This window comes from Belnapia sp. F-4-1 (genome assembly GCF_000802185.1).
Classification (GTDB): domain Bacteria; phylum Pseudomonadota; class Alphaproteobacteria; order Acetobacterales; family Acetobacteraceae; genus Belnapia.
Genome location: NZ_KN676113.1, coordinates 4,964,735 through 4,978,128 on the forward strand (window position 1 = coordinate 4,964,735; position 13,394 = coordinate 4,978,128).

11 protein-coding genes are annotated in these 13,394 nt (G+C 72.5%); 7 read left to right on the top strand and 4 right to left on the bottom strand.

Translation table 11 applies throughout. From position 1 onward, the window contains the following. Positions 1-72 precede the first annotated feature (72 nt). The 3 genes from otnI (at position 73) to LH62_RS23410 (ending at position 2,879) form a co-directional block, all read left to right on the top strand. A complete protein-coding gene (otnI, locus tag LH62_RS23400) occupies positions 73-855 on the top strand; it encodes a 2-oxo-tetronate isomerase (RefSeq protein WP_043364543.1) in 783 nt (260 codons plus the stop codon). A 23-nt stretch (positions 856-878) separates the two neighbouring features. Further along, positions 879-1,766, top strand: coding sequence for a 2-hydroxy-3-oxopropionate reductase (locus LH62_RS23405; protein ID WP_043364544.1), 888 nt, complete (start codon positions 879-881; stop codon positions 1,764-1,766). 234 nt (positions 1,767-2,000) lie between these two features. Next, positions 2,001-2,879, top strand: a complete 879-nt coding sequence (locus tag LH62_RS23410) for a helix-turn-helix domain-containing protein (protein ID WP_043364545.1) — start codon at positions 2,001-2,003, stop codon at positions 2,877-2,879. Here LH62_RS23410 and LH62_RS23415 read toward each other — a convergent pair whose 3' ends face one another. Continuing rightward, positions 2,880-5,501 carry a GNAT family N-acetyltransferase gene (locus tag LH62_RS23415; protein ID WP_082012896.1) on the bottom strand — a complete coding sequence of 874 codons (2,622 nt, stop codon included), beginning with the start codon at positions 5,499-5,501 and terminating at the stop codon, positions 2,880-2,882. Positions 5,502-5,575: 74 nt separating this feature from the next. Here LH62_RS23415 and LH62_RS23420 point away from each other — a divergent pair, with 74 nt between their 5' ends. Both LH62_RS23420 and LH62_RS23425 read left to right on the top strand, forming a co-directional pair. Beyond that, on the top strand, positions 5,576-6,529 hold the full coding sequence (locus LH62_RS23420) for an alpha/beta hydrolase (RefSeq protein ID WP_082012744.1): 954 nt from the start codon (positions 5,576-5,578) through the stop codon (positions 6,527-6,529). Between the two features lie 71 nt (positions 6,530-6,600). After that, positions 6,601-7,923 (top strand): radical SAM protein, encoded by a 1,323-nt coding sequence (locus tag LH62_RS23425; RefSeq protein WP_043364547.1) that lies wholly within the window; start codon positions 6,601-6,603, stop codon positions 7,921-7,923. Here the strand turns inward: LH62_RS23425 and LH62_RS31275 are convergent. After that, entirely contained in the window at positions 7,901-8,347 is a 447-nt protein-coding gene (locus LH62_RS31275; RefSeq protein WP_052214852.1) for a GNAT family N-acetyltransferase, read from the bottom strand. The genes LH62_RS23425 and LH62_RS31275 overlap by 23 nt on opposite strands. Positions 8,348-8,407: 60 nt before the next feature. Between LH62_RS31275 and LH62_RS23435 the strand changes: the two genes are divergently transcribed. Further along, entirely contained in the window at positions 8,408-9,424 is a 1,017-nt protein-coding gene (locus LH62_RS23435) for a P1 family peptidase (RefSeq protein ID WP_043364548.1), read from the top strand. Here LH62_RS23435 and LH62_RS23440 read toward each other — a convergent pair. Then, on the bottom strand, positions 9,399-9,935 hold the full coding sequence (locus tag LH62_RS23440) for a hypothetical protein (protein WP_144404613.1): 537 nt from the start codon (positions 9,933-9,935) through the stop codon (positions 9,399-9,401). The two genes, LH62_RS23435 and LH62_RS23440, sit on opposite strands and share 26 nt — an antisense overlap. 381 nt (positions 9,936-10,316) lie before the next feature. Further along, the gene (locus tag LH62_RS23445; RefSeq protein ID WP_043364550.1) at positions 10,317-11,471 is read right to left on the bottom strand and encodes an amidohydrolase; all 1,155 of its coding nucleotides are present in this window, start codon (positions 11,469-11,471) and stop codon (positions 10,317-10,319) included. A gap of 64 nt (positions 11,472-11,535) precedes the next feature. On the opposite strand from LH62_RS23445, the gene LH62_RS23450 reads away from it, so the two are divergent. Continuing rightward, positions 11,536-13,392 (top strand): autotransporter assembly complex family protein, encoded by a 1,857-nt coding sequence (locus LH62_RS23450; RefSeq protein ID WP_144404614.1) that lies wholly within the window; start codon positions 11,536-11,538, stop codon positions 13,390-13,392. The last annotated feature ends 2 nt before the right edge of the window (positions 13,393-13,394 follow it).

The following is a 13,394-nucleotide window of genomic DNA, read 5'->3' on the forward strand; positions in this document are numbered from 1 at the left end:
CCCGTCGTCAGATCGCATGAGTGACGCCTGCGGCCGTTTCAGCCTTCGGCGATCATGCTCAAGGGAGGGACCATGCCGCGCTTCGCCGCCAACCTGTCGATGATGTTCAACGAGGTGCCCTTCCTCGACCGCTTCGCCCGCGCCCGAGCGGCCGGCTTCGAGGCGGTGGAGTTCCTCTTCCCCTACGACTTCCCCGCCGCCGAGATCGCCACGCGGCTGAAGGATAGCGGCCTCTCCCAGGTGCTGTTCAACGCCCCTCCCGGCGACTGGGCCACGGGCGAGCGCGGCCAGGCCGCCCTGCCCGGCCGGCAGGCCGAGTTCCGCGAGGGGGTGAAGCGCGCCCTCGACTATGCCGCCGCCCTCGCCTGCCCCCGCCTGCACCTGATGGCCGGCCTCACGCCCGCCGGCGCCGCGCGCGACACGCTGCTCTCGGTCTATGCCGCGAACCTCGCCTGGGCCGCCGAGGAATGCGGCAAGGCCGGCGTACTGCCGGTGATCGAGCCGATCAACCACCGCGACATCCCCGGCTTCTTCCTCAACACCACCGACGAGGCCGCCGCCATCATCGCCGCCGTGGGCGGCCCGTCGAAGCTCGGCCTGCAATTCGACCTCTACCACTGCCAGATCACCGAGGGCGACCTGGTGAAGACCGCCGAGCGCCAGATGCCGCTGATCGCCCACATGCAGGTGGCCGACAATCCGGGCCGCAACGAGCCCGGCACCGGCGAGGTCAACTGGCCCTTCGTCTTCCAGGCGATCGACCAGCTTGGGTTCCGCGGCTGGATCGGCTGCGAGTACCGCCCCAAGGGCGAGACCGAGGCCGGCCTCGGCTGGTTCGCCCCCTACAAGTCCTGAACAGCAAGAAGGATCAGCCGCCTATGAAGATCGGCTTCATCGGCCTCGGCATCATGGGCAAGCCCATGGCCGGCCACCTCAAGACCGCCGGCCACGAGGTCATCGTCCCGGAGCGGAAGAGCCTCGACGCCGAGTCGCGCGCGGCCTTCACCGTTGTCGCCGACGCGACGGCCGTGGCGCGCGCTGCCGAGGTCATCATCCTGATGGTGCCCGACACTCCCGATGTGGAAGCCGCCCTTTTCGGCCCCGGCGGCGTCGCGGCAGGCCTCTCGTCCGGCAAGCTGGTGATCGACATGTCCTCGATCAGCCCGACCGCCACCAAGACCTTCGCCGAGAAGGTGAACGCCCTCGGCGCCGACTATCTCGACGCCCCCGTCTCCGGCGGCGAGGTCGGCGCCAAGCAGGCCAGCCTCACCATCATGGTCGGCGGCGAGGAGGCGGCCTTCGCCCGCGCCAAGCCGCTCTTCGAGGCGATGGGCAAGAACATCACGCTCGTCGGGCCCAACGGCGCCGGCCAGACGACCAAGGTCGCCAACCAGATCATCGTCGCGCTCACCATCGAGGCGGTGGGCGAGGCGCTGGTCTTCGCCAGCAAGGCCGGCGCCGACCCGGCCAAGGTGCGCCAGGCGCTGATGGGCGGCCTCGCCACCTCCCGCATCCTTGAGCTCCATGGCGAGCGGATGATCAAGCGGACCTTCAACCCCGGCTTCCGCATCGTCCTGCACCAGAAGGACCTGAACCTGGCGCTGACCTCGGCAAAGGAACTCGGTGTGGCGCTGCCCAACACCGCCGCGACCCAGCAGCTCTTCTCCGCCTGCATTGCCGCCGGCGGTGGACAGCTCGACCATTCCGGGCTGGTGAAGGCGCTGGAAACCATGGCCGCCCACCCCGTCGCCCCCGAGGCCGGATAAGGCGATGCTGGCCGCACGCGCCATGCGTGTGCGGCCACCCTGCTTCACATCCTCCGGGCTTGTGGGCATGTATGAACATGTCGCAAAAGTTCCCTTGTCTTGATTTCGCAAGGCGAGCGAGGCAGTGTTTTTTGCGAGTCCCATGCGGGCACGAGATATCTTCTCAAAAACCTAACCATTCCATGGTCGATTCACATCGCCAGGATGGCAGGGCCTGGGGAGCCGGAGGCTAGGATGCGGTTTGCGGACATCGGGCAGCAGTTGCGGGCCTATCGCCTGGAATCAGGTCTCAGGGCAGAGGAAATTGCGGCCCGCCTCGGCGTTTCCCGCGCCGCGCTCTACCGCTACGAGAAGGGCGAGGTCATCAAGCTGGATACGATTCGGCGCCTTGCCGAATTGCTGAAGATTTCGCCCCTGTCCCTGCTTGGGATCGGAGTCGAATATTTCTCCCGTCCCGTCGCCTTCCAGGAGCGGCTGCGCCAGGTCGAGGAACAGGCCGACCAGATCCTCATGGTCGGCGGCGCCCTCTGCTACCAGGTTTCGACTGACGCCTTCGAGGGCGCACTTGCCGAGGCCTGGACCGAGGCCGCCGATGCAGCGGCGGACCGCGTTCCCGCCCGTTCCATGGCCGACCAGGCGCTCGGCCTGCTCGCCGCCCGCAAGAAGCTGCACCAGCAGCGCCGCCCCAACATCATCGGCATCCTGTCCAAGGCCGCGCTGCGCCGCTTCCTGCAGGACGGGGTCGCCGCCGGCATCCCGCTGACCGAGCGCAGCCGGTCCCGCTGCCGCGCCGCCGCCATCGCCGAGGCGGAGAGCATCGCCACCCTGATGGAGAGCGTTCCCATTGGCCTCCAGCTCGGCCTCACCGCCGGGCCGGATCCCTCGGGCGCCTTCATCGTGCTGCGCGGCCGCGACCGCGCCCATGTCGTCGGCAGCCCGTTCCCGCCCGACGCGCCGCCCACGGCCGGGCTCGGCGTCGCCATGATCACCGCGGCGGATGAGGCGATCTCCGTCCACCAGCGCGTCGCCGAGGCCGCCTGGCGCGATGCGCTGAAGGGTGCCACGGCCGCCGCCCGGGTGCGCGAGCTCATCGCCGCCACCCGCGCGGATTGATCACAAGGTCAACCGCGCCTCCATCACATCCTCCTCCTCCGGCGAGCGCCGGAGGCTGAAGCCGAGGCTGCGGACGAAGGCCAGCATCGGACGGTTGTCGGCGAGGACCTGACCGGCCACGTCCGTCACGCCTGCGGCGCGGCCCCATTCGAACAGCCGTTCCATCAGGTGCCGTCCGAGCCCCTGCCCCTTCATCGTCGGCTCGACGATCACGGCGAACTCCGCCGCCGGCCCCACCGGGTCGCGGATCAGCCTGGCCACGCCGCGGATCGCCCCTGCCTCGTCGCACCCGATGAAAGCCATCTCCCGGTCGTAGTCGATCTGCGTCAGCCGCGCCGTCAGCGCCGGCGACAGCTCCCGCAGCGGGGAGAAAAAGCGCCGCCGGACATCCTCCGGGTCCAGCCGGCGGAAGGCCTCGCCGAGCGCCGCCGCATCCTCAGGCCGGATCGGTCGGATCGTCAGCACCTCCCCCGACCGGGCGCGGAAGGGCCGCTCCAGCTCCGCCGGATAGGGCGGGATCGCCAGCTCCCCCGCCTCGCCCACCGGTCGCAGCGCCAGCTTGGCATCGACGGCCAGCACCCCCTGGGCATCGGCGAAGAGCGGGTTGACGGTAAGCCCCGCCACTTCCGGGAAATCCACCGCGACCTGGGAAAGCCGCACCAGCGCCTGTGCCACTGCCCCCCGGTCGGCTGGGCGGTGATCGCGGAAGCCGCCCAGCAGCCGCGCCGTCCGCGACCGGCCGATAAGCTGGTTGGCCAGCGCCAGGTTCAGCGGCGGCAGGTCATGGACCTCGTCAGCCGCGAGATCCGCTGCCGTTCCCCCCTGGCCGAAGCCGATCCAGGGCCCGAACATCGCATCCTCGCCGAGCCGCAGCCGCAACTCGAGCGCCCGTGCCGCTTGCCGCTGCACCAGCAGCCCCTCGATCCGCGTCCCGGGCCGCGCCGTGCGGATGCGCGCCAGCATCGCCTCCGCCGCCGCGCGCACTGCGCCCGGGCTGGCGAGGCTGGTCACCACGCCCCCGACATCGCTCTTGTGCGGGATGTCCGGGCTGAGGACCTTCAGCACCACCGGGAAGCCGAGCATCGCCGCCGCATCCGCCGCCTCCGCCGGCCCCGCTGCATGCCGGCCCGGCACGGTCGGGATGCCATAGGCGGCGAGCACGCCGAGCGCCTCCTCCGCCGTCAGCGTCAGCCGTCCCGCCGCCCGCGCCGCGGCAATGATGCGCCGCACGCCCGCGCGGTCCGGCGCCAGCTCCAGCACCTCGCGCGAGGGCAGCTCGGCGGCCGAGGCGCGGTTGCGCCGGTCCGCGGCGAGGTGCAGCGCCCCACGTGCCGCCGCCTCCGGCGTGGCGAAGACGGCGAGGCCCGCCTCGGCCATCCGCCGCCGCTGCCGCCCGGCCGTCGCCTGCCCGAGCCAGCCGACGAGGATCGGCGCCGCCCGCCCGGTGCCGGTCCGGGCCGCCGCGATCATCGCCTCCGCCGCCGCGTCGACCGCCTCGGGTGGGGCCTCACCCGGCGCCGGGGCGTGCAGGGCAAGCACCGCATCCACCTCCGGGAGCCCGGCCAGCATCGCCGCCGCCTCGGCCAGCCGCGGTCCCGCCGCCGGGCCGAGCGAGAACGGGTTGCCGGCCACCCAGCCCGGCGGCAGCAGCATCCCGAAGGCCGCCAGCGATTCCGGCCGCAACTCGGCCAGGCACCCTCCTCCGGCGACCAGCGCGTCGGCCGCCAGATGCCCGAGCCCGATCCCATTTGTGACGATGGCGACCCGCGCCTCCCGCACCCCCGGCCGCAGCCGCACCCGTGCCAGCGTCTCCGCCGCCGAGAGCAGGTCCTCGAGGCCCGAGACCCGCAGCACGCCGGCACGGCGCAGCGCCGCCTCCATCACCGCGTCGGCAAGGCCCGAGGCGTCACCGCTCCGCCCCCCGGCGCGGATCGCCATCACCGGCCGGGTCCTGGCCGTCGCCCGCGCGGCCGAGACGAAGGCCCGCCGGTTCCTGACGCGCCGCAGGTCGAGCAGCACCGCGCCCGTCCCCGCATCCCGCGCCAGCCAGTCGAGCGAGGCGGCGAAGCCGAGCGTCGCATTGCCGCCGATGCCGACCACATGGCTGAAGCCGAGCTTCTCGGCCGCTGCCCAGTCCATCACGGCCCGCGCCAGCGCCGCCGACTGCGTCACCAGCGCCAGCCGCCCCGCCACCGGCTGGATGTGCGAGAGCGAGGCATTCAGCCCGATCGCCGGGATGCAGAGGCCGAAACTGCCCTGCCCAAGCGCCCGCACTCCCGTCCGGGCCGAGATGCCGGCGAGATCCGGCCCCGGCCCCGGCACGATGGCGGCGAAGCAGCCCCGCCCCGCCAGCGCCGCCATGGCCGGCTCCAGCGCGGCGGGCGGCAGGCAGAGAACGGCGAGGTCCGGTGCCTCCGGCAGCGCCTCAATCGAATCGGCCGGCAACAGCCCCGGCACCGGCATTCCCACTGCATAAGCCCGGCCCTCGAACCCGCCTGCGGCGATGTTGGCGGCCAGCACCGGCGCTTCCGGCTGCCCGGGATCGGCCAGCAGCACCAGGCTGCGTGGCCTGAACAGGCAGCGTGCGTGGTAGCCGGGGGCGATGCTGCGGGGGATCATCATCGACATGATGCACCGCAACATGGACCTGCCGGCGCGGAGCGGCAACCATGAGCCGGTGCCGCAGGAGACGCCCGATGGACCCCCGCCTCGACCTGGAGATGCTGGCCTTCAACCGGATGATGGAGAAGCGCGCCGCCGCCCTGCCGCCGATCCGCCTCGACCTCCCCTTCGACCGCCCGCGCGCCCTGACGGAGGCTTTGAACGCCCCGCTCTCGGCCGGCGGCCCCACCCTCGCCGTGAGCGAGGACCGCTGGCTCCCTATCCGCGGCCGACGCATCCAGTGCCGCCTCCACCTGCCGGCCGGGCCCGGGCCACATCCCGTGCTGCTTTACCTGCATGGCGGCGGCTGGGTCTGGAACAGCATCGATACGCATGACCGTCTGATGCGCGAATACGCCGCCGCTGCCGGCTGCGCCGTTATCGGCCCGGACTACGCGCTCAGTCCCGAGGCCGTCTTCCCCCAGGCGCTCGAGGAATGCGAAGGCGTGCTGCGCTGGATCGCCGCCGAGGGCACCGCCTGCACGCTCGATGCCGCCCGCATCGTGGTGGGCGGCGACTCCGCCGGCGCCAACCTCGCCATGGGCCTCGCCCTCTCGCTGCGCGACGGCGGCGCCCCGGTTCCGCTCCGCGGCCTGTTGCTGAACTACGGCGTCTTCGACAGTCGCCTCGATCGCCCGAGCTACCGCGCATTCGCCACCGGCTACGGCCTGACCGAGGAGCGCATGCGCTTCTACTGGAACGCCTATGCTCCCCGCCCCGCCGACCGGCTGAACCCGTTGGCCGTCCCGCTTCGTGCCAGGCTTGCGGGCCTCCCTCCCTGCCTGCTCCACATCGCCGAGCTCGACGTCCTCGCCGACGAGAACCATGCCATGGCCGAAGCCCTGCAGGCTGCCGGCGTCGAGCTGGAGACGCAGCTCTTCCCCGGCACGGTGCATGGCTTCCTTCGCGCCCTCGGCCATGTCGGCGCGGCCGACCGCTCCGTTGCCGCAGCCGGCGCCTGGCTCCGCGCCCGGTTCGGCGAAGGCTGACGCAGACGGCGCTCGCCGGATGGTATATCTCTCCCCCGGCCCATGAGCACCTAGGGGAGAGGAGGCCGCGCATGCAGGATATCCTCTTCGAGCATGTCACCCCGCCGCCGCAGTACCGGCCGAAGCACGCCGACCCGCACGCGCCAGGACTGTTCTTCACACAGGGCCTCGCCCTGCCCGCCGGCCGTGCGGCGGCCCGGCTCCAAGTCCTGCTGCCGCCCGACATGCCGGCCGAGGCCTGGGTCGAGGCGCAACTCCTCGCCGCCGAGGATGGCGCCGTGCTGGCCCGGGCGCGCTGGCCCGCCGCCGGCGATCCGGTCCGGCTCGACCACCTGATGCTCGACATCGCGCTCGCGGCGGACCGGCGCGTGCGCCTCAACCTGCATGCCTCCGCCATGGCTGGGCGCTGCTTCCTTCGTGCGGTGAAGATCCAGCGCACCGGGTCCGGCCCGCCCGCCGATTGGTCCGGCACCCATGGCAGGCTGAAGCACTGGCCGCTCGACCGCCTGCGCTACGTCACCATCGGCAACAGCGGCATCTGCACCGCCTCCTGCATCCACTGCCCGACCAACAAGCCCTGGCTGCCGGTCGGCCGCGGCGCGGTGATGACCGACCGCATCTTCGGCCGCTTGGTGGATGGGCTCGCCGGCTGCGGCCTGCCGGTCGAAGGCATCGGCTTCGGCCTCTTCGGCGACCCGCTGCTCGACCGCCAGCTGGCCGCCCGCATCCGCTGGCTGAAAGCCGCCTTGCCTGGCGTCCGCGTCACCGTCAGCACCACCGCTGCCGCCTTTGCCCCGCGCCAGGCCGAGGTGATCGAGGTGGCGGATTCCATCGGCATCCATGTCGAATCCCTGGTGCCGGAGACCTATGAGGCGCTGATGGCTCCCCTTCGCTTTGCCGAAGTCATCCCTCGGGTGGAGCGGCTGGTGACGCTCGCCGGACCGAAGGCGGTCCTCGCCCTCCCGATGCACCGGCGCAACCAGGGCGAAGCGGCGGCCATGGAGGCTTGGTGGCGGCGCCTCGGCGGCGGCGGGGTGGAGCACCAGCCCTTTACCAGCCGCGCCAGCATGCGGGAGGAGGCGATGGCGCTCCACCTCGCCCCGGTGCCCGGTGCCTGCACCCAGGACCTCGCCTTCGACCTGGTCGTCGACTCGGACGGCCAGGTGCTCAACTGCTGCAACGACTTCGCCCGCAGCAGCGATCTCGGCTCCCTCGCCACCGCCGAACTCGCGGCGATCCTCGCCGACCGCCGGCGCGAGCGCCTCCACCGCCTGCTGCGCGGCCGCGAATGGCAGCGCCTCGAAGCCTGCCGCACCTGCCTCTTCGACGACCCGAAGGCGACCCAGGCTGCGGCGGCCAGCTCCCGCCGCCTCAGCGCAGCGGACGCGCCATGAGCACCGCACCCGCCCCGTAGCTCGCGACCTCCAGCAGCGGCACGAAGCCGAGCCGCCGCCAGTACCCGGCCTTCCCCGCCACCGCGACCAGCGTCATGCGCTCGAGCCCGCTGGCCGCTCCGAGCGCCGCCAGCCGCTCAATCATCGCGGCGGCCCCTCCTGCGCCGCGGGCCTCCGGCGCCAGCACGATGTCATGCAGGTGCAGCGCCTCCGCCGCGGCGGGCAACGCGCCGAGCAGCGAGTCGAGCGGCGGCACCGGCCCCGCCCAGGGATGCGCCAGCGCATAGCCCCGCCCATCCTCCAGAACCCAGCAGAAGCCGGGCGCCAGCGCCAGCCGCTCCGCGAAGACCGCCGGCTCCTCGGGATAGTGCGGATGCGCCGCCGCGGCCAGCGCCACCACCCCCGGCAGGTCCGCTTCGGTCATCCTTCGCCACTCCATGCCCCCGGATAGCGTGCCGCCGCCCGGCATGCGAGGCTGCATCGCATGATCCGCCCGGGGCCGCGCAACCTCATCACGGATGTCGATGGCATCCTCGTCGGCCAGGCCGAGGACCACCGCATCCGCACCGGCACCACCGTGATCTACCCGGTGGAGCGCAGTCCCGCCGCCGCCGAGATTCGCGGCGGCGCGCCGGGCACGCTGAATATCCAGGCCCTCGACCCGGCGAGCATCGGCAACACGGTCGACGCCATCGTTCTCTCCGGCGGCTCCATGTACGGGCTGGATGCGGCCGGCGCGGTGGTCGCCACGCTCGGCGCCCGCGGCCGCGGCGTCGCCTTCGGCGGGACGACCGTGCCCGTGGTCCCCGGCGCCATCCTCTTCGACCTGATGAATGGCGGCGACAAATCCTGGGGCGATGCGCCGCCCTATGCCGCGCTCGGCCGCGCCGCGCTGGCTGCCATCGGCCCGGACTTCGCCCTCGGCAATGCCGGGGCCGGGCTTGGCGCCCGCTCCGGCCGGGTGAAGGGCGGCGTCGGCAGCGCCAGCACCGTCACGGAGGATGGGGTGCAGATCGGCGCGCTGGCCGCGGTCAACAGCTTCGGCAGCGCGGTAATGCCGGGCAGCCGCCACTTCTGGGCGTGGCCGCATGAAATGGGGGAAGAGTTCGGCGGCCTCGGTCCGCCCCCGGCCGGATGGCGGGCGGAGCCGGAGATGCCCCTGCCCCTCGGCTCCGCGGTCAACCCGATGGCCAACACCACCATCGCCGTCGTCGCCGTCAACGCCGCGCTCGGCAAGGGCGATCTGCAACGCCTGGCCATCATGGCTGCCGACGGCCTCGCCCAGGCCATCCGCCCGATCCATACCCCCTTCGACGGCGACAGCGTCTTCGTCCTGGCGACCGGCCGCCTGCCGCTGACCGGCCCCGGCATGCTCGCCCGCCTTGGCCACTTGGCGGCCGGGACGCTCGCCCGCGCCGTCGCCCGCGGCGTCTTCCAAGCGACCGCCCTCGGCGACCGCCCGGCCTGGCGTGACCTCAACGCGGCCGGAGCGCCGCCCTGATTCGTTCCAGGCTGCCGCCCCGCCCCGCCTCGCCCACCCGCTGCGAGGCCTCGGCGTCCAGCACCGCCCGCCCTGCCTCCCAGCGTAGGATCACCGGCACGCGGAGCACGGTATTGGGCGAGCTTGCCTCGTAGACCAGGGCGAAGCGCGGCACGCCGCCCACCGCCGGAACCTCGCCCGCCTCGCGCAACCCGTTGCAACTGACCGCCTCGGTCCAATCGGTGCCGAGCGTGACGAAGCTCTCCACCGCCCCCGCCCCGTCGACTGCCACCCCGCACCAGCGCTGCTGGTTGGGGAAGCTCGGCACCCGCGGCGCGAAACGCACCGGCAGCAGGCTCAGGGTGACGCCACGCACCGGTGACCAGCGCCGCGGCGATGCCGCCTCGAACCCGCCCGCGACCGGCAGCCCGGCCCGTGCCTCGGCCGCGAGGTCGGGCCCGCCCGCCTGCGCCGGCGCCGCGGCGGCCAGCGCAGCCATCAGCAGCAGGCTAGGACTTGCCGAAACGCTCACAGGCCGCCTTCATCTGGATGTCCTAGTCGTTCTTCTTGTAGTCCGGCCCGTTGTAGCGCGGCCCAGCAGACCTCGCGGAAGACCTTGTGCCGCAGCCCAGGAATGATCGGTCGGTCGAGGATAGCGGATGGTGAGCCCGCCGGAATCGATCGTTCCGTCCGGCTTCAGCAGCCCCATGACGTTGCGCTGGAAGGCCTCGATAGCCGCGAAGATCGCCGCATCCGCGGTGCCGTTCGTTGCCGGCAGGCCCTGCGGGAAGGTCCAGCGCCCGTGCCGACGAGCAATCGCGCCACCACCAGCACGTCGGTCGGATCATTCATCCGCCCGCGGCTGACGCCCTTCGAGATTACCCCCACCATGACCCGGCACCCTCACCGGGGATTATGCCCCGGCGAGAGCCCGCTTCGCCACCTCGGCGAGGTAGCCGCTCGCCACCGGCAGGATGGCATCGTTGAAGTCGTAGGCCGGGTTGTGCAGCTCCCGCCCGCCTTCGCCAGGTCCGTTGCCGATCCAGACGAAGGCACCCGGCACCTCCTTCAGGAAGAAGGAGAAATCCTCCCCCGTCATCGCCGGCGGCAGGTCCCGACGCACCACTGTCACCGCGCCGGCGGCGACGGCCGCCAGCTCCCGCTCGGCCGGATGGTTCACCGTCGGCTCGACGCCGACCTTGAACTCCACCTCCGCCTCCAGCCCGAAGGTCGCGGCGACGCCGGCCGCGATCCGTCGCATGGCGGCCTCGATCGCCTCGCCCGTCTCCGGCGTCAGCCAGCGCGCCGTGCCCTTCAGCACGGCTTGGCGCGCCACCTGGTTCTGCGCCTCGCCCGCCTCGGCGACGGTCACGCTGACGACGGCCGCCTGCATCGGGTCGATGTTGCGGGCGACGATGGATTGCAGGGCGATGATGCAATGCCCGGCGCCGACCATCGGGTCGCGCGTCAGATGCGGCAGGGCGGCATGGCCCGCATGGCCGGTCAGCGCGATCTCGAAGCGCGCACCGGCGGCCATCACCGGCCCCTCATGCACGGCGACGGTTCCCGCCTCCAGCCCCGGCCAATTGTGCCAGCCGAAGATGCGCTCCATTGGGAAGCGCTGGAACAGCCCGTCGGCGATCATCGCCCGCGCCCCGCCGCCACCCTCCTCGGCCGGCTGGAAGACGAGCTGCACCGTCCCCGTCCAGCCCTGGTCCTGCTGCAGCAGCGCCGCCGCACCGAGCAGCGCGGCCGTATGCCCGTCATGGCCGCAGGCATGCATCACGCCGGGACTGGTGGAGCGGTAGGGCAGCGCCTCGTTCAGCTCCTGGATCGGCAGCGCATCCATGTCGGCCCGCAGCCCGACCGAGCGGTTCGACCCGCCTTCACCGCGCCGCAAGGTGGCGACCAGCCCATGCCCGCCGACCCCCTCGGTGACTTCGATCCCCATCTCCTTGAGCCTCGCGGCGACGAAGGCCGCCGTCTCCCCCTCATGCAGGGTGAGGCCCGGATGGGCATGCAGGTGGCGGCGCCACCCGGCGAGCGTTTCGGCGAGCGTCTGATCCATGCGAGAAGCCTAATCCCCCCCATCTCGGTAGGGAACCCTGACCCCGGAAGTTGCTTTCGCCCCCGTGCTGTATCGATTGCGCCGCATCCCGATCATTCTTGCCCTGCTGCTTGCGCCCGTGGCGGGAGCACAGGAGCCGGACCCGGCGGTCCTCCCCTACACGGTGGAGATCGCGCCGAGCGGCGACTCCAGCCTGGATGCCTCCCTTGCCGCCGTTTCCCAGCTCGCGGCACTTCGGGAGTCGGCGCCGACCAGCGCCGGCGGGGTGATCGGCCGCGCCCAGGGCGACCGCGAGCGCCTCCAGCAGGCCCTGCAATCCGAGGGCTATTGGGGCGGCAGCACCCAGGTCAGCATCGCCGGCTTGCCGCTTGCGGACCCCAACCTCCCCGCCCGCCTCGACGCCCCGGCGGAGAAGCCCGTCCCCATCCGCATCACGGTCGAGAAGGGCGAGCCCTACCGCATCCGCACCATCGCCATCCGGGCGACGGAGCCGCGCGACCAGCCCGCCCTCGACGCCGCGACAGCGAGGCCCTTCGGCCTTGCCCCCGGCGATGTCGCCCGCGCCGAGCCCGTGCTCGCCGCCGAACGCACCCTGCTCGACCGCCTGCTGGAGGCCGGCCACCCACTCGCCACCATGGCCGGGCGCGAGACGGTGGTGGACCATGGCGCCAAGACGATGGAAATCGCCTGGCGCTTCGCCCCCGGCCCTCTCGCCACCTTCGCCCCGCCGCAGGTCGAGGGCGCCGTTCGCGTCGATGCCGGTTTCCTCCGCCGCCAGGCCGGCCGCATCACCGGCGAAACCTACAGCCCCGACCGGCTGGAGCGCGCCCGGCGCGAGCTGATGGCGCTCGGCCCCTTCGGCTCCGTCCGCGTCCGCGCCGCCGAGCGGCTGGATGCCGAGGGCCGCCTGCCCACCACCTTCACCGTCGCCGAGCGCGCCCGCCATGCGCTCGGCATTACCGCCGCTTATGAGACGAATTATGGCCCCTCTGTCCGGGTCTACTGGGAGCACCGCAACCTGTTCGGCGGAGCGGAGCGGCTGCGCGTCGAGGGCGAGCTGGCCCGCATCGGCACCGGCGGCGCGCTCAGCCAGATGACCTACCGGACCGGCGTCACCTATACGAGCCCCGGCGTCTTCGGCCGCGACCTGACGCTGGTCGCCAGCATCGGCGCGCTGCGCGAGCGGCTGGAGGCCTATGACCGCGATGCCATCACAGCCTCGCTGCTCTTCGAGCGTCGCCTGTCCGAGCGATTCACGGTCCGCGCCGGCCCGGCCGCCGATCTCGGCTCCTCCGGCCCGCCCGACGGCAAGTTGAGCCCCTACCAGATCGTCGGCGTGCTCTTCGGCGGCCGCTACGACGGCACCGACAGCCTGCTCGACCCATCGAGGGGCTACCGGCTGGAAGGCACCGTCAGCCCCTCCTACAGCATCCGCGACGCGCAGCCCTTCGCGCCGACCCGGGTGACAGCCAGCACCTACTGGGATGTCTTCGCCGACCGTCGCAGCATCCTCGCGGTGCGTGGGACCCTCGGTTCGCTGCTCGGCGCCAACCGGGACAGCGTGCCGCGCCATATCCGCTACTATGCCGGCGGCGGCGGCTCGGTCCGCGGCTTCGACTACCAGTCGATCGGGCCCCGCGACGAGCAGGGCCGCCCGACCGGCGGCGCCAGCCTGCTCGAGACCAGCGTGGAATGGCGGCAGAAGGTCTGGGGCGATATCGGCGCCGTCGCCTTCGTCGATGCCGGCACGGTCGGCACCGGCTCGATCCCCGACACCTCGAACCTCCGCGTCGGCGCCGGCCTCGGCCTCCGCTACTATACCCCCATCGGGCCGATCCGTGCCGACGTCGCCGTGCCGGTGGTGCGGGAGCCGCGCTCCTCCGGCTACGGCCTCTATGTCGGCATCGGCCAGGCCTTCTGACC